The following is a 21410-nucleotide window of genomic DNA, read 5'->3' as shown; positions in this document are numbered from 1 at the left end:
CGCGCTCAGGCATGCTTGCGGTAATGCTCCTGCGCCGCCGCCACGCCTGCGCCGGGTGTGATGCTGGCTCCCGCATCGCGTAGCGCCATTTCGGTTGCCGACAGCGCACCGCAGAGCATCACGGGGTTGAGCGAGCCCAGATGACCGATGCGGAACGCCTCGCCCGCCAGCTTGCTCAGGCCGCTGCCCAGCGAGGTGCGATACTTGGAATAGGCGCCCGAGATCACGTCTTTCGCGTCCACGCCCTCAGGCGTGTAGATGGCCGAGACGGTATCGGACTGCCACTCGGGTGCAGCCGCGACCAGCTTGCATCCTTCCCACTCGCCAACGGCCTGCCGCACGCCTTCCGCGAGATAGGCGTGGCGCGCCCAGATGGCCTCCATCCCCTCGGCCAGCATCATGTCGAGCGAGACGCGCAGACCGCGCAGAAGCTGTGTCGGCGGCGTGTAGGGAAAATAGCCGGTATCGTTCAGCTTGATCATCTCGTCGAAAGCGAAATAGCTACGCGGCATTTTCGGGCTGTTGGATGCGTTGATTTCCAAAGCTTTGGCTGAAACGCCCAGAAAGCCAAGACCCGCAGGCAACATGAAGCCTTTTTGCGATCCCGCGACGGCCAGATCAACGCCCCAATCCTCCTGCTCGAACGGGATCGAACCAATGGCGCTGACACCGTCGACGAAGAGCAGCGCCGGGTGGCCCGCCGCGTCCAGCGCATCGCGTACCGCCTTGACGTCCGAGGTCACGCCCGTCGCCGTCTCGTTATGCGTGACGAAAACGGCCTTGATGGCGTGGTCGGTATCATCCTTCAGCTTGGCGGCATAATCTTCGACCGGCACGCCCTTGCCCCATTCAACCTCGATAAGTTCCACGTCCAGGCCCAGCCGTTCGGCCATGTCGGCCCAGAGCAGCGAGAATTGGCCAAAGCGCGCCATCAGCACCTTGTCGCCCGCGGCCAGCGTGTTCGAGATGGCGGACTCCCACGCACCCGTGCCGGAGGATGGGTAGATGAAGACGCGGCCATTCTTTAGGCGGAACACCTTCTTGACGTCCTCAAGGAGGGGAGAGACGAAATCGCAGAAATCGGGCGCACGCATATCCTCCATCGGAATGTTCATGGCGCGGCGCACCTCTTCGGGGACGTTGGTGGGGCCGGGAATGAATAGATGGGACGTGCCGTGCATGAGTCTTCTCCTGTTGCTGTGGATATGTATTGGGTTCGCTGTACGCGGGCACAATGCCCGTCCGCATGGGCCTGTCCGCGATTTGCTGAGACGGCGCGCCGAATGGGTAGGGCAGGCCTACCCGCCGGGGTGAGCGGCGCCCGGCATACCATCGCACACCAAAAAATACCGTAAGATCAGTGGGTTCGCATCGTGCTTTGCATAGAAAACCCGTGACAAGGGCGCGCCGATATGCAGCAATCATGCGATGGAGGAGACGATCTTGACAGAAACGCGCGTGATCGTTGCGGACCGGCAGCTGATCGTGTGTCAGGGGATCGGCTCGCTCGTCGGGCAGATCTCGGACACCCCACGGCGATGGAGATGATCCGCCGCGATTACCCCGCCGTGCTGGTCGTGGTGGTGGCCGACGAAGGAGAGTTCGCGTTCATCCGCGCCGCGATCAAGGCCGGGGCCAATTCGGTCTGCATGATGGCGCAGATCCTGATCAGCCTGCCCAAGATTCTGGGCAAGCTGGTGGAAGGCCATTCGATAGTTCCGACCGAGATCCTGCGCCGATTGGCCAATGAGACGACGGATACGCTGTCGCGGCGCGAGCATGAGATCCTGGGGCTGCTGGCCAACGGGCTGACCAATTTCCAGATCTCCGCGCGGCTGGGCCTGTCCGAGAACACCGTCAAGTATTACCTCAAGGCGATCTACCAGAAACTGGACGTCAATTCGCGTGGCGGCGCCATCGCGAAATACGTGGCCGGCAACTACTGAACATGCCTGACGGGGTGCATCACCATCCGAAGGCGTCTGCGCCCCGTCGCGGCGGCGCGATCAATTGGTCGGCGCGTTCTTGACCTTGGCATCCTGCGCAATGCGCTTTGCCTCGGCCTCGCCTCCTGACTTGGAGGGGTCATAGGTCTGGATGGCGATGGTGGGCTTGCAGCCACGCGCCTCGTAGCGGCTGAGCAGGCCCTGATTGCGGCGCTGGTAGGCTCGCGCTTCTTCGGCTGACGCCCCCTTCAGGTCCATGAAGAAGAGGGCCGGCCAAAACAGGATGGCACCGGCTGTTCCTGCGACGACGTTTTGTGTCTGCTTGCTCTTTTTTTCATCGATCAGCCCCTGAATGGCCTTGCTGTTGACGTTGATCTCGCGGCGCAACTCGCTGCAGGATAGGCGGGCGTCGCCGTCATGTATCTCCTTGATCGGATTAGGCTCACGCCCCGCGCAAGCGGTCAGCAACAAGAGAGCGGAAAGGGTGAGCGGCAGGGTGCGGTGCATCGATGGTATCCCGTTATAAATGGAACCATCTGCGTAGACCGCAGGCCTTTAGAAATTCCTAAGCCGCGCCCGATTTTACCCCCGCCGTCTGCGGCGTCGCCCGCCATCCTCGCCGCCGCCCGAGCCTGCGTTGAAATTCGGGCTGGGCAGGCTGGTGATTTTCGACAGTTCGGGGAAGGTGGCGGTCTTGTGCGGGATCGCATTGGCGGCGACAAAATGCTCCTGGAATTTGGGCTCGATCGCGGTTTCCACTTTGTGGATGCGGCGCACCGTGCGCTCGATCTCGGCGCGGGCCTTGAGGCTGCACAGCGCGATGCGCGCGCCGGTTCCGGCGGCGTTGCCCGCCGATGTCACCTTTTCCAGCGGCGCGTCGGGAATCATCCCCAGCACCATCGCGTGCAGGTTCGAGATATGCGCGCCGAAGGCGCCGGCCAGCACGACGCGGTCAACCTTGTCGACGCCGCGCTCATCCATCAGCAGGCGCGCGCCGGCATAAAGCGCGGATTTGGCAAGCTGGATCGCGCGGATATCGCCCTGGGTCACGGTGATGCGCGGACCGCCCTCGTTCGTGCTGTCATGGACGAGATAGCTATGCGTGCGCCCCTCGGGCACCATGCGCTGCGTGCCTGTGGCCTCGGCGCTGCCCATCAGGCCGTTCTCGTCCATAAGCCCCGCCATGCGCAGCTCGGCCACGGCCTCGATGATCCCGGACCCGCAGATGCCGGTGATGCCGGAGGCGCCGATGGCGGCGTCAAAGCCGTCCTCGTCCGACCAAAGATCGCTGCCGATCACGCGAAAGCGTGGCTCTTTCGTCTCGGGATCGATTCGGATCGCATCGATCGCGCCGGGCGCGGCGCGCTGGCCCGAGCTGATCTGGGCCCCCTCGAAGGCCGGGCCGGTGGGGGAGGAGCAGGCAAGAACGCCTTGTTTGTCACCCAGCAGGATCTCGGCATTTGTGCCCACGTCGATGATCAGAACCAGATCGTCGGATCGGCCCGGCTGCTCGGACAGGGCCACGGCGGCGGCATCGGCGCCCACATGGCCCGCGATGCAGGGCAGAATGTAGACGCGGGCGCGTGGGTTGATCGCGCTCAGGTCCAGCTCGCGCGCGTCCATCGAGATGCTGTCCGAGGTGGCGAGGGCGAAGGGCGCCTGGCCCAGCTCGACCGGATCGATTCCCAGCAGGAGGTGGTGCATGACCGGGTTGCAGACAAACACCGTCTCGACGATCAAACCGGGCTCGATATCGGCCTCTTTTGCGATCTCCTCGGCCAGGGTGTTGATCGCCTCGCGCACGGCAGCGGTCATTTCCTTGTTGCCGCCGGGGTTCATCATCGAATAGCTCACGCGGCTCATCAGATCCTCACCAAAGCGGATCTGCGGGTTCATGATGCCCGAGGACGCAATGACGGCCCCGTTGTGCAGATCGGTCAGATGTGCGGCGATGGTGGTGGAGCCAAGGTCGATCGCCAGCCCGTAGAGGCCCGACTCATGCAGCCCCGGCCAAATTTCCAGCATGCGCGCGACATCGTCGTCATGCGCCTTGTTCAGCGCGACCGTCACCTGCCATTTGCCCTTGCGCAGGGTTGGTTGCAGCTTGGACATGAGGCTCAGATCGGCGCGGATGGCGGGGATGTCCCATTGCTCGCGCAGAGCGCGGGCGAGGCGCTCCATATCGCCGGTCGGCTCGTGCATGTCGGGCTCGTCGACCTCGGCCATGTAAAGACGCGTGGCCGGGTCCATCTCGATCACGCGCGCCGAGGCTGCCTTGCGTACGACCTGGCGGTGTACCTGGCTTTCGGGTGGCACGTCGATGACGACATCGCGCTGCACAGTGGCTTGGCAGCCAAGGCGGCGCCCGGCCTTCAATCCGCGCTTGTCGTCATAGCGCTGCTCGACGGCATTCCATTCCGACAGGGCGTCGGGGGCCACGGTCACCCCATGCTTGGAGAACTCCCCGTAGCTGGGCGTGATCTGGCATTTCGAGCAGATGCCCCGCCCGCCGCAGACCGAATCGAGATCGACGCCCAGCTGCCGCGCTGCGGTCAGGACGGGCGTGCCCACCGGAAAGCGGCCACGCTTACCTGAGGGGGTGAAGACGACGAGGGGATCAGTGCTCATGGCAGGGGTCCATCTGTTGCGCGGGTGCGTTGACGGGACATTAGGGATTAAATCGTCAAGGAAAAGGCCGGAAGCGCCTCAAACGGGTTCAGAGGCGGCATGATATGCGCCGCAACCAAGCGCGCAGCCCGTGCACAGCAGGTCCTAGCCGCGTCTCAGCGGCTCGCCATCGGGCAGGGTGATGCCGGCCACCTGCTCGGAGATGGGATCGTTGGATAGCGGATGCGCCTTGCCGGAGTAATCCTCGGGGTTGCGCATCAGCTCCCACTGGCCGCCGACATGCAGCTCGAGCCCGGAAAAGCCGGCCTTGTAGCCCATTTTCGGAGATCCGGGCACCCAATAGCCCAGATAGACATGCGGCAACCCTGCCTCGCGGGCGATCTCGATGTGATCGAGGATTATGTAGGTGCCCAGGGAATGGCGGGTCAAATCTGGATCGAAGAAGGAATAGACCATGCTGACCCCGTCCTCGAGCACGTCGGTCAGACAGACCGCAACCAGCGCGCCGGTCTCACGGTCGACATATTCGACGACACGGGTCCGGATGGGGGTTTCTTCGACCATCGACGCGAATTCGAACGCATCCATGTCCGCCATGCCCCCGGCCGCATGGCGCGATTCGAGGTAGCGGCGAAAGAGCGCGTATTGGTCCTCGGTCGCCCAGGGCGAGGTTGCGCGGCGCTCGAGGCCCGCATTGCGGCGCGTCACGCGCCTTTGGCTTTTGGAGGGCGTGAAATCCGCCACGCTGATCCGCGCCGACATGCAGGCGGCGCAATCGGCGCAGGACGGGCGATAAAGAACGTTCTGCGAACGGCGGAAGCCCTGTTTACTCAACCCGTCATTCAGCCGCTGCGCACCTTCGCCTTGCAAGGCCGTGAACAGCTTGCGCTCCATCCGACCCTCCAGATAAGGGCAGGGCTGGGGCGCAGTCACGTAGAACTGCGGCGCTATGGTGTTCGTATGTCGCATCAAGGACCGTTTTCAGCAGCGTTTCGCGGAGACTAGCAATCTAGGCGTCCGGGGCCAAGCCGGGAATCCGTTGATGCCGCTAAAGGATGGCACGGCGATTGATCGCGGCGGTGCCCAGAACGACATCGGTCAAGCCCTGACCGCGCCCGCCGACCAACATCAGCAGAACCGAGATGACCTGCGGAATCGCGAAGGCCATCGATGCGCTATAGCATAAAGTATGAATGACTGCGGTCATGGAATCGAGGCGTGTGCCGTCATGGCGGCGCAACTCAATCGCCATCAGTGCCATGCCCCAGGTCGCCGAGCCCCGTGCCAGCGTGGCGCTGCGATACACCAGTCCGACGGCCAGCATCAGCGCGGGCAGAAAGAAAAACCCGATCCCAAGGGTCAGAATGAGCGCGAGGACGCAAAAGATCAGGATCATGACCGAATCGACGACCCAGGCGAGAAAGCGTTTCATTGTCACGCCCGCATAGAATTCAGGCTGCGCGACAGGGTCTGGCAGCCCGACATACGCGGCAGCCGAATCATAGACGGGGTCGGGGTTGTACATCTTCGTCTCTCTGTGTTGGCTTGGCGCGGCGCGGCTCACCTTATCAAACCATCGCGGCGCCGGGGATCAAGTCCGCGCAATAATCCGGGCAGGGGGCTGCCCTGCCCGGAATGGCGTGGAGAGGCTCAGTTCTCTTTCGAGGGCTCCGCATCCCGTTCGGCATCGGCACCGCGGGGCGCGCGGGCGCGCTCGTCCATGAACTGGTCGAACTCGGCCTTGTCCTTGGCCTGGCGCAGACGGTCGAGGAATTGCTCGAAGCTGGCCTGCTCATCCTGCAGGCGGCGCAGCGTTTCGTCCCGATAAGCGTCGAAGGCAGTGTTGCCGCTGCTGCGGGAGATGGTCATCGTAGGGGCCGCCTTGCGGCGGGCGTTGCAGGATCCGAACATGCGTTTGCTCCATATCATATAGGCAAGAATGGCAAGGCCGATCGGCCAGATCGTGGCAAAACTGATCACCAGAACGGCGATCCAAGCCAGTTTGCCGCGCTGGTCCAGCCATGCAGCCGCGCGGTCAAGCCAGCGCAGCACACCGCCGATCGCGGTCGGGGTTTGGGCATAGGTGGTCATTGTCAATGTCCTCTCAAGCGGGATATGTAAATTCTATTCACATTGGATAGATTGGAGCGGCGCCGCGCATCCGCAAGGGGCTATGTGAATAATATTTACATAGCCGAGGCTGCCGCGCCATGCGCCATTGACCGCCCCCGCCCCATGCGTATCACTATGGGCATGGATTTTGCCGACCGCATCCGCCGCATACCGCGCCCTTACCAGACCGAGCCTGCCGACGAAGCGCGGGCGCGGTTTGGCGCGATCAAGGGCGATCTTTCCGATGTCATCGCGGGCGCCGCCGGATGTAGCCCGTATCTGCGTCATCTGCTGCACAGCGAGGCGGATTGGCTGCCCGGCGCGCTGAACGCGCCCGAGGATGCGCTGGCGGACGTTTTGGAGAGGCTCGGGGCGCTCGAAGGCGATCCCGCCGTGCCGCTGCGGCAAGCGAAACGGCGCACGGCGCTGTTGATCGGGCTTGCCGATCTGGCCGGTGTCTGGCCGCTGGAGATGGTCACGCAGGCGTTGACCGATCTGGCCGATCTGGCCTGCGAAATCGCGCTGCGCCACGCCATCGGGCACGAGCTGCGCCGAGGCAAGCTGCCCGGCATGAGCGAGGACGATCTGGACAGCTGCGCCGGCATGACCGTTCTGGCCATGGGCAAACAAGGCGCCGGCGAGCTGAATTACAGCTCGGATATCGACCTGATCTGCCTCTATGACGATACGCGCTATGCGCAGGATGACCAGCACGAGGCGCGCGCCGCCTTTGTGCGCGCCACCCGCCGGATGGCCGCCATACTCAGCGAAAACACGGCCGAGGGCTATGTCTTTCGAACCGATCTGCGGCTGCGCCCCGACCCGGGTGTCACGCCCGTCTGCATGTCGATGGCCGCCGCCGAGAGCTATTACGAGAGCCTTGGCCGCACATGGGAGCGCGCGGCCTATATAAAGGCGCGCCCTTGCGCGGGCGATCTGGCGGCGGGCGAGGCGTTCCTGACCGCCTTGCAACCTTTCGTCTGGCGGCGGCATCTCGATTTCGCCGCCATCGAGGACGCGCATAACATGCGACTGCGCATCCGTGCGCATAAAGGCCTCGGCGCCGATCTGGGCGGTCCGCTGGACCTCATGGGCCACAACATGAAGCTGGGGCGGGGCGGCATCCGCGAGATCGAGTTCTTTACCCAGACGCGGCAGCTGATCGTCGGGGGGCGCGATCCCTCGCTGCGCATGCGCGGCACACTCGACGGGCTGGCGGGACTGGCCGAAAAGGACTGGATTCCGGCCAATATCGCAAGCGATCTGGCCGATCATTACCGCTTTTACCGCGAGGTCGAGCATCGCCTGCAGATGCTGCGCGATCAGCAGACGCATGATTTGCCCGAGACAGACGAAGGTTTCGAACGGCTCGCCGCTTTCATGGACCGGGACGCGGACGATTTGAAGGACGATCTTTTGGCGCGCCTTACTGCAGTCGATGGCGTGATCGAGCGGTTCTTCAGACCCGAGGAGGAGGACGAGACCGGTGGCGACGAGGCCGAGCAAGGCACCTGGCTGGATGCCAAAGTAATCGGGCGTTGGCCGAGCTATCCGGCGCTGCGCTCGGATCGGGCAGGGCAGATTTTCCGCCGCCTGCGCCCCGACATCATTGCACGCCTGTCGCGAACCTCGCATCCCGAGGAGGCCTTGCTGGCCTTCGACGGGTTTCTGGCGGGGCTGCCCGCGGGCGTGCAGGTCTTCTCGCTTTTCGAGAGCAATCCGCAGCTGATCGAGCTTCTGGTCGATATCGTCGGAACCGCGCCCGCACTGGCGGGGTATCTGTCGCGCAATGCCGCCGTATTTGACGCGGTGATCGCCGGGGATTTCTTTGCCCCCTGGCCCGGCCTTGCTGCGCTGCGCGCGGATGTCTCCGCGCGGCTGGCGCGCGAGCGCGATTACGAGGGGCGCCTGATCGCGCTGCGCAGTTGGCGGCGCGAATGGCATTTCCGCATCGGTGTGCATCACCTGCGCGGGCTTGTCGATGCCGCTACCTCGGCGCGGCACTATGCCGATCTGGCCGAGGCGGTTCTGGGCGCGCTCTGGCCCGAAGTCGTTGCCGAGTTCTCGCGCAAGCATGGGCCGCCGCCGGGGCGCGGCGCGGCGGTCATGGCGATGGGATCGCTGGGTGCGCGGGCGCTGAACGCGGCCTCGGATCTGGATCTGATCGTGATCTACGATGCGGGCGGCGCCGAGGCGTCGGAGGGCCGCAGGCCGCTGGCGGTGCAGCCTTATTACGCACGGCTGACGCAGGCGATGATCTCGGGGCTGACCGCGCAGATGACCGGCGGGCGGCTCTACGAGGTGGACATGCGTCTGCGCCCCTCGGGCAATCAGGGGCCGGTGGCCACATCTCTGGGCGCGTTTCAGGACTACCAGCGCAATCGCGCCTGGGGGTGGGAGCATCTGGCCCTGACCCGCGCCCGCGCCATCGCGGGCGAGGCCGATCTGGGCGCCGAGGTCGAGGCGTTTCGCTGTGATCTGATCGCCGAGGTGGCGGCGCGCCCGGACACAGCGCCGCGCCTGGCGCGCGAGGTTTCCGAGATGCGCGCGCGCATCGCCGCCGCCAAGTTGCCCGAAGGGCCGCTGGACCCGAAACTGGGGCCGGGACGGCTGCAGGATATTCAACTGATCGCGCAGGCGGCGATTCTGGTTTCGGGCGAAGTGGGCCGGGTGGCCGGCACACAGGCCGGGCTGCGTGCGGGCACATCGCTGGGCTGGTGGGACAAGCCGGGCGCGCAGGCGCTGTCGCGCGCGCATTCGCTCTGCCGCGATGTGCAGATGGCAGCGCGCCTTTTGGGCGAAGGCCCGCTGGATGCCGATACGCTCGGCTCGGGCGCGCGCGCGTTTGTGTTGCGCGAGACGGGTTGCGCCGATATCCCGGACCTTATCGCCGAGTTGGAGGCGCGCGCGCAGGCGGCGGCGGATGTCATAGATGCGGCGTTATCAGAGGCGGCGCGCGCCGATGCGCCGGACAGCCAAGGGGCGACACCGTGAAATCAAGTGATCCACTGGACAGAAAGGGCCTGATCTTCGAGGCCTACCGCATCGACGGTATCGCGCCCGAAGAGTGCCGGTCGATCTTTCTCGACTGGGCGCTTTCGCTGCCCGACGGGCAGGACACCCAAGAGGCCATCGCGCACTTTCTGGCACGTTATCAGGCCGATCACCCGGCTCATCCCATGACCGCCGTGCTTCTGCAGGGGCAGGAGGGCTCGGCGCGTCCGCGGCGGCGCGGCGGCTGGAAATCGCGGCCACGGGACTGACAGGCGAGCGGCGCAGGCAGGATCCGCGCCGCAACAAGGCCCCGCATTCATCACGCATTTGCACCTCATTTGTCGCGAATTGGCCTCAATTCGCGGCGATGGTCCTTCCTGAGCGCGGGGATACGCCCCGACGGAATAGGGCCGAAAAGGCCGCAGGAGGACAGTGATGTCTACATTTCGCACAACGATCCGCACGATCATGGGACTGTCGCTGGCGCTGGGGATTTCGGCCTGCGCAGGTGTGCCCGATCAGTCGGTCAGCCGCGCTGCCATCGTCGATGCGCCGCAGCGTGCCACGACTATGGCCGTGGACATCCAGTCGGTGCGCGTGAATGTACCCCGGACGCTGAAGGTTTCGGAGGCCAACAGCTATTATCCCGGGGGCGACATCGTCTGGCGCGGCGATCCGATCGGTGATCGCTATGAACAAATTGGCGCGATCTTCGAAGAGGCAATGATGCGCGGCACGCAGAACATGAAAAGTGGCGTGCCCGCCGTTCTCGACATCGAAGTCCAGCGATTTCATGCCCTGACGGAAAAGGCGCGCTACTCGGTTGGCGGCGTGCACGACGTGACTTTCTCGGTCACGCTGCGCGATCCGGCCACGGGTCTGGCCCTGACGCCGACACGTAGCATAGAGGCCGACCTCAAGGGCTATGGCGGCTCGCAGGCCATGGCCGCCGAGCAGCGTGGCGAAACTCAGAAGGTGCGCATCACCGATCATCTTGCCAAAGTCATCCAGACCGAGTTGATCGAGCCCGGCAGCTTTCAACCCGAGCAACTGGGCCTGATGTCCATGTTCAACGCCAAATAGGCTTTGCGCACACCGCAAAACCTTCTAAGGGGACGGCATGACACCGTCCCCTTTTCCCGTGATCCGCCTCAAACCCAAAACCTCGCCCAAGGCCGTGCGCTTTGGCGCCCCTTGGGTCTACGATAACGAGTTGGTGACAGACCGGCGCACCAAAGCGATTGTGCCTGGCACCATCGCGTTGCTGGAGGATGCCGAACGCGCGCCGCTCGCCCTTGTCGCCGTCAACCCCGCCTCGCGGATTATGGCGCGGGTGCTGGACCTTGACACCTCCGCGCAGATCGACCGCGCCTGGCTGACCCGTCGCCTGGTCCGCGCGCTGGAGTTGCGCGAGACGCTGTTCGATGCGCCGTATTACCGCCTGATCCACGCCGAGGCGGACGGCATGCCGGGGGTCATCATCGACCGCTTTGGCGATACCTGCGTGATTCAGCCCAATGCCGTATGGGCCGATGTGATGCAGGAGGATCTGGCCGCCGCGACGGCCGAGGTCACGGGCGCGCGCAACATCCTGAAAAATGCCAGCGGCCGCGCGCGCGGTCTCGAGGGGCTCGATGATGTCTCTGCTGGGCTGATGGGCAGCGCGCCGGATGCGCCGGTGCATGTGCCGATGAACGGCGCCACCTATCTGGCCGACCTGACCGGCGGGCAGAAAACGGGCCTGTTCTATGACCAGCGGCCCAACCACGCCTTTGCCGCGCGCCTGTCTAAGGGCGCGCGCGTGCTCGATGTCTTCAGCCATGTCGGCGGTTTTTCCCTTGCGGCGATGGCGGCGGGCGCGTCCTCGGCGCTGGCCGTGGATGGCTCCGAGCCGGCGCTCACTCTTGCGCAGGGCGGCGCGGACGCGATGGGGCTTGGCGATGCCTTCCAGATGCGGCGCGGCGATGCCTTCGACGTGTTGATGGCGCTGGGGCAGGAGGGCGCGACATTTGACGTGGTCATCTGCGACCCGCCCGCTTTTGCGCCGTCGAAAAAGGCGCTGGAGGCTGGCCTGCGCGCCTATGAGCGCACCGCGCGCCTTGCCGCGCCGTTGGTGCGACCCGGCGGCTATCTGGGCCTCTGCTCGTGCAGCCACGCCGCCGACATGGACGCCTTCCGCCGCGCCAGCCTGCGCGGCATCGGGCGCGGCCTGCACGAGACCGGGCGCAGCGCGCAGCTGATCCACACGGGCGGGGCGGGGCCGGACCACCCGATGCATCCGCAACTGGCCGAAAGCGGCTATCTCAAGGCGCTCTTTTTCCGGCTGTGAAGGCGCTTCTGGATACTTGCGTGATCTATCCGACGGTCATGCGCCAGATGCTGCTGGGCGCGGCGCGGGCAGGGGCCTTCACCCCCCTCTGGTCCGCGCGCATCATCGAGGAATGGCAGCGTGCCGCGATCAAACTGGGCCCCGATGGCATGGCGCAGGCAGCCTCCGAGGCGGCCCTTCTGGCGATAGATTGGCCCAACGCCGAAATCCGCTGGCCGCAATCGCTGGAGGATCGGCTGTGGCTGCCTGACGCTGCAGATATCCATGTGCTGGCCGCCGCCATCGCGGGATCGGCGGACGTAATCATCACCCTAAATGCCAAGGATTTTCCGCGCCAGATCCTGGCAGAAGAAGGGTTGTCGCGCAGCGATCCAGACGCGCTTCTGCATGGCATCTGGCAGGCGCAGCCCGAGATGATAGCCGAGGTTGCGGACCAAATTCTGGCTGAGGCGCGCCGCCTTGGCGGAACGGACTGGACCTTGCGGCCCTTACTGAAAAAGGCGCGCCTGCCGCGCCTTGCCAAGGCACTGACGCAAAGCTGAGCGGGTCAGCCCTGACCCCAGCGTCCCTCCAGCTTTTCGATGGCGGCGATACGTTCCGCCGTCTTGGGGTGGCTCATCAACCACGCGGGGGCGGCGCCGGAATTCGACTTGGTCAGCGCCTCCAGCTTTTGGAAAAGCGATTTCTGCGGCTCCGTCCCGATCCCGGCCTTGACCAGCAGCGCTGCGGCGTATTCATCCGCCTCATACTCATCCCGGCGCGACAGCCGCGCGGCCAAAAGCGAGGTCAGCGCACCAGCGATCATCACGCCGATGCCGGGCAGGAAGCGCGAGAGCACCATCGCCAGCGCCGTGCGCAGAGCGTTTTGACCCGAAAAGTCGATCATCCGCCGCCGCGAATGGCCAAGGGCCACATGGCCAAGCTCATGCGCGATGACGGATGCCATCTCCTCGCCCGAGACCTCGCCAGACTGGAACTTGTTGTAGAAGCCGCGGGTGATGAAGATGCGCCCGTCCGGGGCAGCGAGGCCGTTCACCGGCTCGATCTCGTAGATATGCACTCGGATCCGCGCCAGATCCAGCGCGGCGGCCAGCCTGTCGGTCAGCGCCTTCAGCCTGGGGTCTGCCAGTTCGGTCGATTTGTCGGTCAGATCGCGTGAGGTGCGCCAGACCGAGAACCGGAACATGACGAAGGCATAGATCAGCGCCAGAAGGATCGGGGTGAATTTCAACATGCCTTATATATGGGCTGCGCGCGCGGTGCGGGCAAGGCGTCCGGTCTGCCGATCTGGCTGTCACCAGCCCAGAACATAAACCTTGAGCGGCATCCAGATGCCCATCGCCATCATCATCAGGTTCTCGGTCAGCGACACGAATCCCAGTGGCACATTGCTGTTGCCGCCGACGCAGGCGCATTTCAGTTCGCGCTTGTCGATATAGACCGCCTTGAAGACCGACACTGCGCCGACCGTCCCGACGAAGAGCGCGACCGGGGCCGAGAGCCAGGTGAGCGCACTCGCGACCATCAGGATACCGGCAAAGCCCTCGGCAAAGGGGTAGATGTATCCGTACCTTACCCAGCGCCGCGCCAGAAGGTCGTAGTTGAGAAACATGGTCGAAAAGCTCTCGATATCCTTCAGTTTCTGGACGGCCAGAAAGCACATCGAGATGGAGATGAACCATTCGAAGCCGCGCAGGGTGAGGAGATCCTGAAAGGTGAACCACGACAGTCCCAGCGCGATCAGGAAAGCGACAGAGAAGATCGCGATGACGGGCGTGTAAGAAATGTCCGACCGTTCGCTTTCAGGCTTGTCCAAGTCGAAATAGACCCGCAGCGCCTCGTATCCGCCGATCCGTTTGTCCCCGATCCACGCCTGTGGCGTCGTATCGACGCCGTGACGCTCCATGAAGGCGTCGGTTTCCTCGCGCGTGGTCAGCTCATGGTCCTCTACCGTGTAGCCTTCACGCTCCAGAAGATCCTTGGATTTGAGACCAAAGGGGCAGAGGTGGTCCGGCATGACCATGCGATAGAGTTTGGCGGTATTGGGGGTGTCCTTTGGCATAACGTCTCCATTCGGGTGCATTTGGCGGAATCAGGCGCGGCAACTGTAGAAGCCGCGATAGCCAGCGGTCAGCCCTGCCGCCAACTCCAGCACGAGTGTTGCCTCGACCGGGGTATTGCCGACATTTTCGAGAGAGCCGGAGCCATCCGCGGCACTGAGTTTCATCGTGATGCCCTCAGCGCTGAGGGTCTGGCCGGCGGCATCGGCCTCGAGCCGCACCAGATCGCCGCTCAGCTTGACCAGACCGGCGCTTGCGCCGTCCACTTGTCCGAGGGCCAGCGACGCGGGGCTTTTCGTGGTATAGTTGAAAGTGCAGGCGGCGCCGTCAGGGAAAAGCTGCGCGATTTCATCATCCTTGAGGAATTCCGCATCAACTCCCGCCACTTTCGCCGTGGAGAGCGCTTCTTCCACGCTGACAATCTGAGCCGGGTCATCGCGGCCCTCCTCGGCGGCCACACCCGAGGCCTCGATCTGGTTGATCAGATAGCGCATCTCGGCAATTTCCTTGTCCTGCGCAAAGATGATGCTGTCGGCCAACTTGCGCACACGGGCATCCTCGATATTGGCTCGGCCCGATGTCATGATGGCGATGGAATGGTGCGGGATCATCGCGCGCATATAGCTGGTATCGCCCACGGTGACCTGGCTGCGCACCAACCACAAAGAGCCGGCGACCGCGATGGCGGCACCGGCAAAAATCGCGGCATTGATAGCCTTGCTGGAATACATGGCCAGCATGAAGGACAGCATGATGATCGCCATCACGCCACCCATCAGGATCGCCATATAGGCGCGGGTTTCGGACCAGAATACATGGGTCCAGAGGAAAGTGTTGAGATACATGAGGATGAACATCACGACCGTCGAGGTCGCGATCATGGCGGCAAATCTCCAATAGGACATGACAATTCTCCCTATCCTTCCGGCGCAGAAACACAGCGGTTCGGCACCTTTGACAGGAACAAAACCATGCTCCACCGCTGGAGGGTTCCATATTTTTTGCGATGTGAAATCGCGTTTTAGGCGAAAGTCGCAAAGGCGGTGCTACTCGCCGGGCTGCGCGCGGCCATTTTTGGAGGCGAGATCGGCCAGAATAGGGCAATCGGGGCGCTGATCCCCGGCGCAGGCATCGACGAGGGACGCGAGGGTAGCGCGCATTTGTGACAGCTCGGCGATCTTCTCTTCGATATGCACCAGATGCTCCTGCGCGATCTGCTTGACCTCGGCGCTGGTCCGGCCGGTATCCTCATAGAGCTTCATCAGGCTGCGGCAATCTTCGATGCTGAATCCCAGCGCGCGGGCCCGGCCCAGAAAGGCCAGTTTGTGCACGTCCGTTTCGCGGAAGCTGCGATAGCCATTGGCGCTGCGTTGCGGTTTGACGAGGCCGATATCCTCGTAATAGCGGATCGTCTTGGCGGGCAAGCCCGAGCGGGCGGCGACATCTCCGATATTCATGGCGTGTCCTCCTTATTCCGCCGGGGCCGGTGAGGGGTCAGCGGCAGGGCGCGGGGGCCGGGCTTCCCGCATCGCGGGACGAACCCGGCGCAGGCGCAGCGCGTTGGTCAGCACGAAGACCGAGCTGAGCGCCATCGCCCCGGCTGCCAGAACCGGCGAAAGCAGGACGCCGAAGGCCGGGTAAAGCGCACCCGCCGCCACAGGAATAAGCGCGACGTTATAGCCGAAGGCCCAGAAAAGGTTTTGCCGGATGTTGCGCATGGTGCGGGTGGATACGGTGATCGCGTTGACCACGCCGCGCAGATCGCCGGACATCAGCACGACATCGGCGGATTCGATGGCCACATCCGTACCGGTGCCGATGGCGATGCCGATATCCGCATGGGCCAGCGCGGGCGCGTCATTGATGCCGTCGCCGACAAAGGCGATCTGCCCGCCGGTGCGCAACTCGTCCAGCGCGGCGACCTTGCCCTCGGGCAGGACCCCGGCAATGACATTGTCTATGCCCGTCTCGCGCGCGATGGCCTCAGCCGTCTCGCGCTTGTCACCGGTGATCATCGCAACCTTCAGCCCCAGATCGTGCAGCGCGCGGATCGCCGCCGCGCTGGCGGGCTTGACCGGATCGGCCACGGCGATAACCGCCGCGACCTGCCCGTCGATCGCGGCATAAAGCGCCGTGCGGCCAGCGCTGGCCAATTCCATTTCAGCCTCGGCCAGCGCACCCGGCTGCAGCCCTTCGCGGGTCATCAGACGCTCAGCCCCGATCAGGATGTCGCGGCCAGCGACCTGCGCGCGAACGCCGTAGCCGGTGATCGATTCGAACGCGTGCGCCTCGTGGTGCGGCGCGCCTTCGGTCTCAGCGGCACGCAGGATGGCCTCGGCGATGGGATGCTCGGACTGCGCCTCGACAGCGGCGATGAGGCCCAGCACCTCGGCCCGGTCGAACCCGTCCGCCAGCACCAGATCGGTCAGGGCAGGGCGCCCCTCGGTCACGGTGCCGGTCTTGTCCAGCGCAACGATGCGCGCGCTTGAGAGCTGTTGCAACGCGTCGCCCTTGCGGAAGAGCACACCCATTTCCGCCGCGCGGCCCGTGCCCACCATGATCGAGGTCGGCGTCGCCAAGCCCATCGCGCAGGGGCAGGCGATGATCAGGACCGACACGCCCGCGACCAGCGCATAGGACAGCTCCGGGGAGGGGCCGAAGACCAGCCAGACCAGCACCGTCAACGCGGCCAATGCCATGACAGCGGGTACGAACCAAAGCGTGATGCGGTCGACCATGCCCTGCACGGGCAGCTTGGCGCCTTGCGCCTCTTCGACCATGCGGATGATCTGCGCCAGCGTGGTGTCCGCGCCTACGCGGGTTGCGCGGAACTGAAAGCTGCCGGAGCCATTGACCGTGCCGCCGATGACGGGATCGCCCTCGGTTTTCGCCACGGGAAGCGGCTCGCCTGTGATCATGCTCTCGTCGATGCGGGCGCTGCCTTGGGTGATCTCGCCATCCACAGCGATACGCTCGCCCGGGCGAACCAGCAGGGTGGCGCCCGCGCTGATCTGCTCTATCGGCAGGTCCTGCGCCTCGCCGTTCACCAGAACGCGGGCGGTCCGGGCCTGCAAGCCGATCAGCTTCTGGATCGCGGCGCCGGTGCGGCCCTTGGCTCGCGCCTCCATCCAGCGGCCCAGCAGGATCAGCACGACGATGACCGCCGCTGCTTCGAAATAGACGGCGCGCGATGCCTCGGGCAGAAGGTCGGGGGCGAAAAGCGCGACCAGCGAATAGAGATAGGCGGCCGAGGTGCCAACGGCGACAAGGCTGTTCATGTCCGGCGCCCCCTTCAGGAGCGCAGGGAAACCCTTGGTGTAGAAGGCGCGGCCCGGCCCGGCAAGGACCGCCGTCGTCAGCGCGAACTGGATCAGCCAGCTGGCCTCATGGCCGATGCTGCGCCCGATCAGCGCGTGCATGCCCGGAATGACATGCGCGCCCATTTCCAGCAGGAAAACCGGCAGGGCCAAGGCCGCGGCCAGTACCGTCTTGCGTGCCATCGCGCGGGCCTCTTCGGCCTTGCGGGCGCCGGTGTCCTCTTTGGAGGCAGTCTCGGTAGGTGTCGCCGGATACCCGGCCTCCTCGGCGGCGCGCAGAAGGTCCTCCAGTTGCAGCGCACCTTCGGCGTAGGTGACAGTCGCTGTCTCGGAGGCCAGGTTGACCGCAACGTCCAGAACCCCCGGAAGAGCGGCCAGCGCCCTGTCGACGCGGCCCACGCAGGACGCGCAGGACATCGAGGCCACGTTCAGCCGCACGGTCTGCACGCGCGGGGGATATCCGGCCTGTTGCAGCGCCGCCACGATATCTCCTGTGCGCTCCGGCACGTCGATCTGTGCCTGCACCGTTTCGGCAGCGAGGTTCACGGTCACATCTGACACGCCCGGAAGGCCCGTCAGCGCGCGCTCGACACGGCCCACGCACGAGCCGCAGGACATATTCTCAACGGTAAACCGTAGGGGGTGCGATTTTGGCATTGGCGGCTCCTGCAAGTCTTTGAACCCGACATAGGGGTTCCACTTGCTGGAAGGTCAAGGGGCCTTGGCCTAAATCGACCGTGTTCCCGCATCCTTGCCGGGCCCGGCTCCTACCTGCGCCCCTTGCCATTCAGGCCGAGCAGCTCGCCCCGCCCAGAACGCAGAACTTGGCGCAATGCGGATGGTTGAGCGATACGTCGCGCTCGGCCTCGGCCAAAGTCTCGCCCAGCTCGAATTCAGGCGCGTAGGGCAGGAGGGTGCAGGCCAGCACCGCGGGGCGGGCCGCGCCCTTGCGCTTGACCACCATGCGGGACGAGGCGCACATCACGGCATCGGGGGATGTGCCCAGGATATCCCAGCAGCCGGTGGTGATCTCGGGCACCTCGACCGCTTCGTCCATTTCAGGGAATAGAACGGTGGCGCCCGGATCGGTAGCGTCGATGTCATAGCCGCGCGCGGCATAAAGGTGGGCATAGCCGGCGCGGCCCTCGCCCTCGCTTTCGCCCCAGACGGTGCGGCCGGCAACGGCCATCGGCACGCCGGCTCCCTTCAACCAGTCCATGCCTTCCAGCGTGCGGGCAAAGGCGCCCCTGCCGCGTTCCTTGTCGTGCAGTTCTTCGGACCAGTGATCGACCGAGATGCGGAAGGTCATCTGGCCGGGCCAGGCGGCGTTCAACTCTTCGATGCCCGCACGCATGCTCTTGCGCATCATCGGGCGCATGGCATTGGTCAGGATCAGCACCTCATAGCCGCGCTCAAGGGCCGCGCGCGCCATCCCGATCATCTCGGGGTTCATGAAAGGCTCGCCGCCGGTGAAGGCGATTTCACGCACGGGCCAGCCGCGCGCCTCGATCTGGTCCAGATAGTCTGCCACCTCGGCCTCGGTGATATAGACCAGCGCGTCATTGGTGGGCGAACTGAGGATATAACAATTCTCGCACTCGATATTGCAGAGCGTTCCGGTATTGAACCAAAGCGTGTCGGGCCGGGTCAGCGCGACATGGGCGCGCGGCTCGCCCGAGGCGGTCACCTCGGGGTCGCGAAACTTGCCTGCATTGGGGGTCTCTATTGCGTCTCTCATGCGGTCCTTCCTGAAGTGCCTGACTTGCATGCCTGACTTGCGTGCCCGTCAATCGTGCCTATCCCGGCTGCCCGGCTCTGGAAAGCCGCGCACCCGCATCTGACAGAGTTGTGAACGCGGCGCAGGGTGCTAAGGTGCGCGGCGAAGAGGAGCCCCTTTGATGGTATCGCGCGTCATTCCAGTCCAGCCATTCGATCTGGTGATTTTTGGCGGCACCGGCGATCTGGCGCGGCGCAAGATCCTGCCGGCTCTCTTTCGCCGTTATTGCGCGGGCCAGATGGGCGACGAGGCGCGCGTCATCGGCGCGGCCCGCGCCGAGATGGACGATGCAGGCTATCGCGAGTTTGTCCGGGCGGCGGTCACAGAGTTTGGCGCCGATACGGCCTGCGATTCCGAGCATTTGGGTGCATTTCTGGGCCAGCTTGGCTATGTCACGCTGGACGCGCGCGGTGACGAGGGCTGGACTGTTTTGAAAGAGCGTTTGACCGGCGAGGGACGCATCCGCGCCTTCTACTTCTCGGTCGGGCCGGGTCTATTTGGCGATCTGGCCGAGCGGATCGAGGCGCATGGGCTGATCTGCGCAGATACGCGCGTGGTGGTCGAAAAACCCTTCGGCCGCGATCTGACCTCGGCGCGCAAGCTGAATGCGGCGCTGGCGCAGCATTTCGATGAGACGCAGATATACCGGATCGATCATTATCTGGGCAAGGAGACGGTTCAGAACCTGATGGCCATCCGCTTCGGTAATACCCTCTTCGAGCCGCTGTGGAACAGCCAGTATGTCGATCATATCCAGATCACCGTCGCCGAATCCGGCGGGGTCGGCAGCCGAGGCGAGTATTACGATAAGTCGGGTGCGATGCGGGACATGATGCAGAACCATATCATGCAACTACTATGTCTGACTGCGATGGAGCCGCCCGCAAAATACGACCCCCATGCCGTGCGCGACGAGAAGCTCAAGGTGATCCGCGCGCTTGAGGCGGTGCAGCCCGCTGACGTGGTGCGCGGCCAGTATGAAAGCACCGATGGCCTGCCCGGCTATGCCGAGGAGGTCGGCAATCCCGACACCCAGACCGAAAGCTTTGTCGCGCTGAAGGCGCGGATTGGCAACTGGCGATGGGCCGGCACGCCCTTCTACCTGCGCACGGGCAAACGGCTGCGCGCCCGCGCCAGCGAAATCGCCGTGGTGTTCAAGGACGCGCCCCATTCGATTTTTGGCGCCGATGCGGGGCGGCACCGCAACATCCTGACCATCCGCCTGCAACCCAATGAAGGGATCGAGATGGGCGTAACCATCAAGGAGCCGGGACCGGGCGGCATGCGCCTTGTCGATGTGCCGCTGGACATGACCTTTTCCGACGCTTTGGGCCCCGAGGCCGATGATATCCCCGACGCTTACGAGCGGCTGATCATGGATGTGATCCGCGGCGATCAGACCCTCTTCATGCGCGGGGACGAGGTGGAGGCGGCGTGGGAATGGACCGACCCCATCATCGACGAATGGGAGGCATCCAGCCGCCCGCCCTGCACTTATGCAACAGGAAGCTCGGGGCCGGACGATGCGCTGGCCCTCATGCACCGTGACGGACGCCGCTGGCGGGAGATACGCCCATGAACCTGACCGAATATCCCGATGCCGAATTCATGGCGATGGGCCTTGCCGATGTGATGGCCGCTCAGTTGAATGCGGCGCTGCGCCAGCGCGATCGCGCCCTGCTCGTGGTGCCGGGCGGAACAACGCCGGGTCCGGTCTTTGACACGCTTTGCGGCGCGCGTGTCGACTGGGGCCATATTGACGTCATGCCCAGCGACGAGCGTTGGCGCCCGCAAGCGCATCTGCGCTCGAACGCGGGCCAGATCGCGCAGCGCCTGATATGCGAGCGGGCGGCGGCAGCCACGCTCTTGCCGCTCTATGTCGAGGATGCCACGCCCGAAGAGGCCGCGCCGGGGCTGGCCGAGCAGTTGACGCCGCGCCTGCCGATCGACGTCGCGCTGGTCGGCATGGGCGGCGATATGCACACCGCCTCGATGTTTCCGCGCGCCCCCGGCCTAGAGGCGACGCTGGCGCATGACGCGCCCGCAGTCCTGCCCGTGCGGATCGAGGGCGAGCCGGAGCCGCGCGTCACGCTGACCGCGCGGGTGCTCCGCGGCGCGATGCATCTGCATGTGGTCATCACCGGAAACGCCAAGCGCAAGGCCCTGGAGCGGGCGCGCACGATGGATGCCGCTGATGCGCCGATCGTCGCGCTTTTGGACGATGCCACGGTTCACTGGGCACCCTGA

The 21410-nt window shown here is 64.7% G+C and carries 20 protein-coding genes; 8 read left to right on the top strand and 12 right to left on the bottom strand.

The features are described 5' to 3' along the window. Window positions 1-5 precede the first annotated feature (5 nt). Window positions 6-1181: a pyridoxal-phosphate-dependent aminotransferase family protein gene (locus ACEWPM_RS01455; protein WP_393960703.1), complete on the bottom strand. Its 1176-nt coding sequence runs from the start codon at window positions 1179-1181 to the stop codon at window positions 6-8. Between the two features lie 363 nt (window positions 1182-1544). On the opposite strand from ACEWPM_RS01455, the gene ACEWPM_RS01450 reads away from it, so the two are divergent. Further along, window positions 1545-1946: a helix-turn-helix transcriptional regulator gene (locus ACEWPM_RS01450; RefSeq protein ID WP_393960702.1), complete on the top strand. Its 402-nt coding sequence runs from the start codon at window positions 1545-1547 to the stop codon at window positions 1944-1946. 60 nt (window positions 1947-2006) lie between these two features. Here ACEWPM_RS01450 and ACEWPM_RS01445 read toward each other — a convergent pair whose 3' ends face one another. The 5 genes from ACEWPM_RS01445 to ACEWPM_RS01425 form a co-directional block, all read right to left on the bottom strand. Continuing rightward, on the bottom strand, window positions 2007-2453 hold the full coding sequence (locus ACEWPM_RS01445) for a hypothetical protein (RefSeq protein ID WP_393960701.1): 447 nt from the start codon (window positions 2451-2453) through the stop codon (window positions 2007-2009). 75 nt (window positions 2454-2528) lie between these two features. Continuing rightward, window positions 2529-4574, bottom strand: a complete 2046-nt coding sequence (locus ACEWPM_RS01440; protein ID WP_393960700.1) for an ASKHA domain-containing protein — start codon at window positions 4572-4574, stop codon at window positions 2529-2531. A 144-nt stretch (window positions 4575-4718) separates the two neighbouring features. Further along, entirely contained in the window at window positions 4719-5543 is an 825-nt protein-coding gene (locus ACEWPM_RS01435) for an arginyltransferase (protein WP_393960699.1), read from the bottom strand. Between the two features lie 79 nt (window positions 5544-5622). Then, window positions 5623-6099 carry an RDD family protein gene (locus ACEWPM_RS01430; protein ID WP_393960698.1) on the bottom strand — a complete coding sequence of 159 codons (477 nt, stop codon included), beginning with the start codon at window positions 6097-6099 and terminating at the stop codon, window positions 5623-5625. Window positions 6100-6224: 125 nt separating this feature from the next. Continuing rightward, window positions 6225-6665, bottom strand: a complete 441-nt coding sequence (locus tag ACEWPM_RS01425; RefSeq protein ID WP_393960697.1) for a DUF2852 domain-containing protein — start codon at window positions 6663-6665, stop codon at window positions 6225-6227. Window positions 6666-6827: 162 nt separating this feature from the next. On the opposite strand from ACEWPM_RS01425, the gene ACEWPM_RS01420 reads away from it, so the two are divergent. The 5 genes from ACEWPM_RS01420 to ACEWPM_RS01400 all read left to right on the top strand — a co-directional run bounded on the left by ACEWPM_RS01420 (window position 6828) and on the right by ACEWPM_RS01400 (window position 12551). Then, complete coding sequence (locus tag ACEWPM_RS01420) at window positions 6828-9680, top strand: bifunctional [glutamine synthetase] adenylyltransferase/[glutamine synthetase]-adenylyl-L-tyrosine phosphorylase (RefSeq protein ID WP_393960993.1); 2853 nt, start codon at window positions 6828-6830, stop codon at window positions 9678-9680. Continuing rightward, the gene (locus ACEWPM_RS01415) at window positions 9677-9949 is read left to right on the top strand and encodes a hypothetical protein (protein WP_393960696.1); all 273 of its coding nucleotides are present in this window, start codon (window positions 9677-9679) and stop codon (window positions 9947-9949) included. The genes ACEWPM_RS01420 and ACEWPM_RS01415 overlap by 4 nt, the downstream gene beginning before the upstream one ends. Window positions 9950-10115: 166 nt before the next feature. Beyond that, complete coding sequence (locus ACEWPM_RS01410; RefSeq protein WP_393960695.1) at window positions 10116-10763, top strand: DUF6778 family protein; 648 nt, start codon at window positions 10116-10118, stop codon at window positions 10761-10763. 37 nt (window positions 10764-10800) lie between these two features. Then, window positions 10801-12009: an RSP_2647 family RNA methyltransferase gene (locus ACEWPM_RS01405; RefSeq protein ID WP_393960694.1), complete on the top strand. Its 1209-nt coding sequence runs from the start codon at window positions 10801-10803 to the stop codon at window positions 12007-12009. Then, on the top strand, window positions 12006-12551 hold the full coding sequence (locus ACEWPM_RS01400; RefSeq protein WP_393960693.1) for an RSP_2648 family PIN domain-containing protein: 546 nt from the start codon (window positions 12006-12008) through the stop codon (window positions 12549-12551). Before ACEWPM_RS01405 ends, ACEWPM_RS01400 begins: the two co-directional genes overlap by 4 nt. 5 nt (window positions 12552-12556) lie before the next feature. Here ACEWPM_RS01400 and ACEWPM_RS01395 read toward each other — a convergent pair whose 3' ends face one another. The 6 genes from ACEWPM_RS01395 to ACEWPM_RS01370 all read right to left on the bottom strand — a co-directional run bounded on the left by ACEWPM_RS01395 (window position 12557) and on the right by ACEWPM_RS01370 (window position 19124). Continuing rightward, a complete protein-coding gene (locus ACEWPM_RS01395; RefSeq protein WP_393960692.1) occupies window positions 12557-13243 on the bottom strand; it encodes a M48 family metallopeptidase in 687 nt (228 codons plus the stop codon). 60 nt (window positions 13244-13303) lie between these two features. Continuing rightward, entirely contained in the window at window positions 13304-14071 is a 768-nt protein-coding gene (locus tag ACEWPM_RS01390; RefSeq protein ID WP_393960691.1) for a MauE/DoxX family redox-associated membrane protein, read from the bottom strand. A 30-nt stretch (window positions 14072-14101) separates the two neighbouring features. Then, window positions 14102-14974, bottom strand: coding sequence for a DUF305 domain-containing protein (locus ACEWPM_RS01385; RefSeq protein ID WP_393960690.1), 873 nt, complete (start codon window positions 14972-14974; stop codon window positions 14102-14104). Between the two features lie 141 nt (window positions 14975-15115). After that, window positions 15116-15526 (bottom strand): Cu(I)-responsive transcriptional regulator, encoded by a 411-nt coding sequence (gene cueR / locus ACEWPM_RS01380; RefSeq protein WP_393960689.1) that lies wholly within the window; start codon window positions 15524-15526, stop codon window positions 15116-15118. A 12-nt stretch (window positions 15527-15538) separates the two neighbouring features. Beyond that, complete coding sequence (locus ACEWPM_RS01375) at window positions 15539-18043, bottom strand: heavy metal translocating P-type ATPase (RefSeq protein WP_393960688.1); 2505 nt, start codon at window positions 18041-18043, stop codon at window positions 15539-15541. Window positions 18044-18173: 130 nt separating this feature from the next. Beyond that, window positions 18174-19124, bottom strand: a complete 951-nt coding sequence (locus ACEWPM_RS01370) for a radical SAM protein (protein WP_393960687.1) — start codon at window positions 19122-19124, stop codon at window positions 18174-18176. A 160-nt stretch (window positions 19125-19284) separates the two neighbouring features. Here ACEWPM_RS01370 and zwf point away from each other — a divergent pair, with 160 nt between their 5' ends. Further along, entirely contained in the window at window positions 19285-20742 is a 1458-nt protein-coding gene (zwf, locus tag ACEWPM_RS01365; protein ID WP_393960686.1) for a glucose-6-phosphate dehydrogenase, read from the top strand. Next, entirely contained in the window at window positions 20739-21410 is a 672-nt protein-coding gene (gene pgl / locus ACEWPM_RS01360) for a 6-phosphogluconolactonase (RefSeq protein WP_393960685.1), read from the top strand. The genes zwf and pgl overlap by 4 nt, the downstream gene beginning before the upstream one ends.

The organism is Roseovarius maritimus (assembly GCF_043355895.2).
GTDB classification, from domain to species: Bacteria; Pseudomonadota; Alphaproteobacteria; order Rhodobacterales; family Rhodobacteraceae; genus Roseovarius; species Roseovarius maritimus.
The sequence above is the reverse complement of the archived record's forward strand: the minus strand, read 5'-3'. Positions and strand labels throughout refer to the sequence as shown.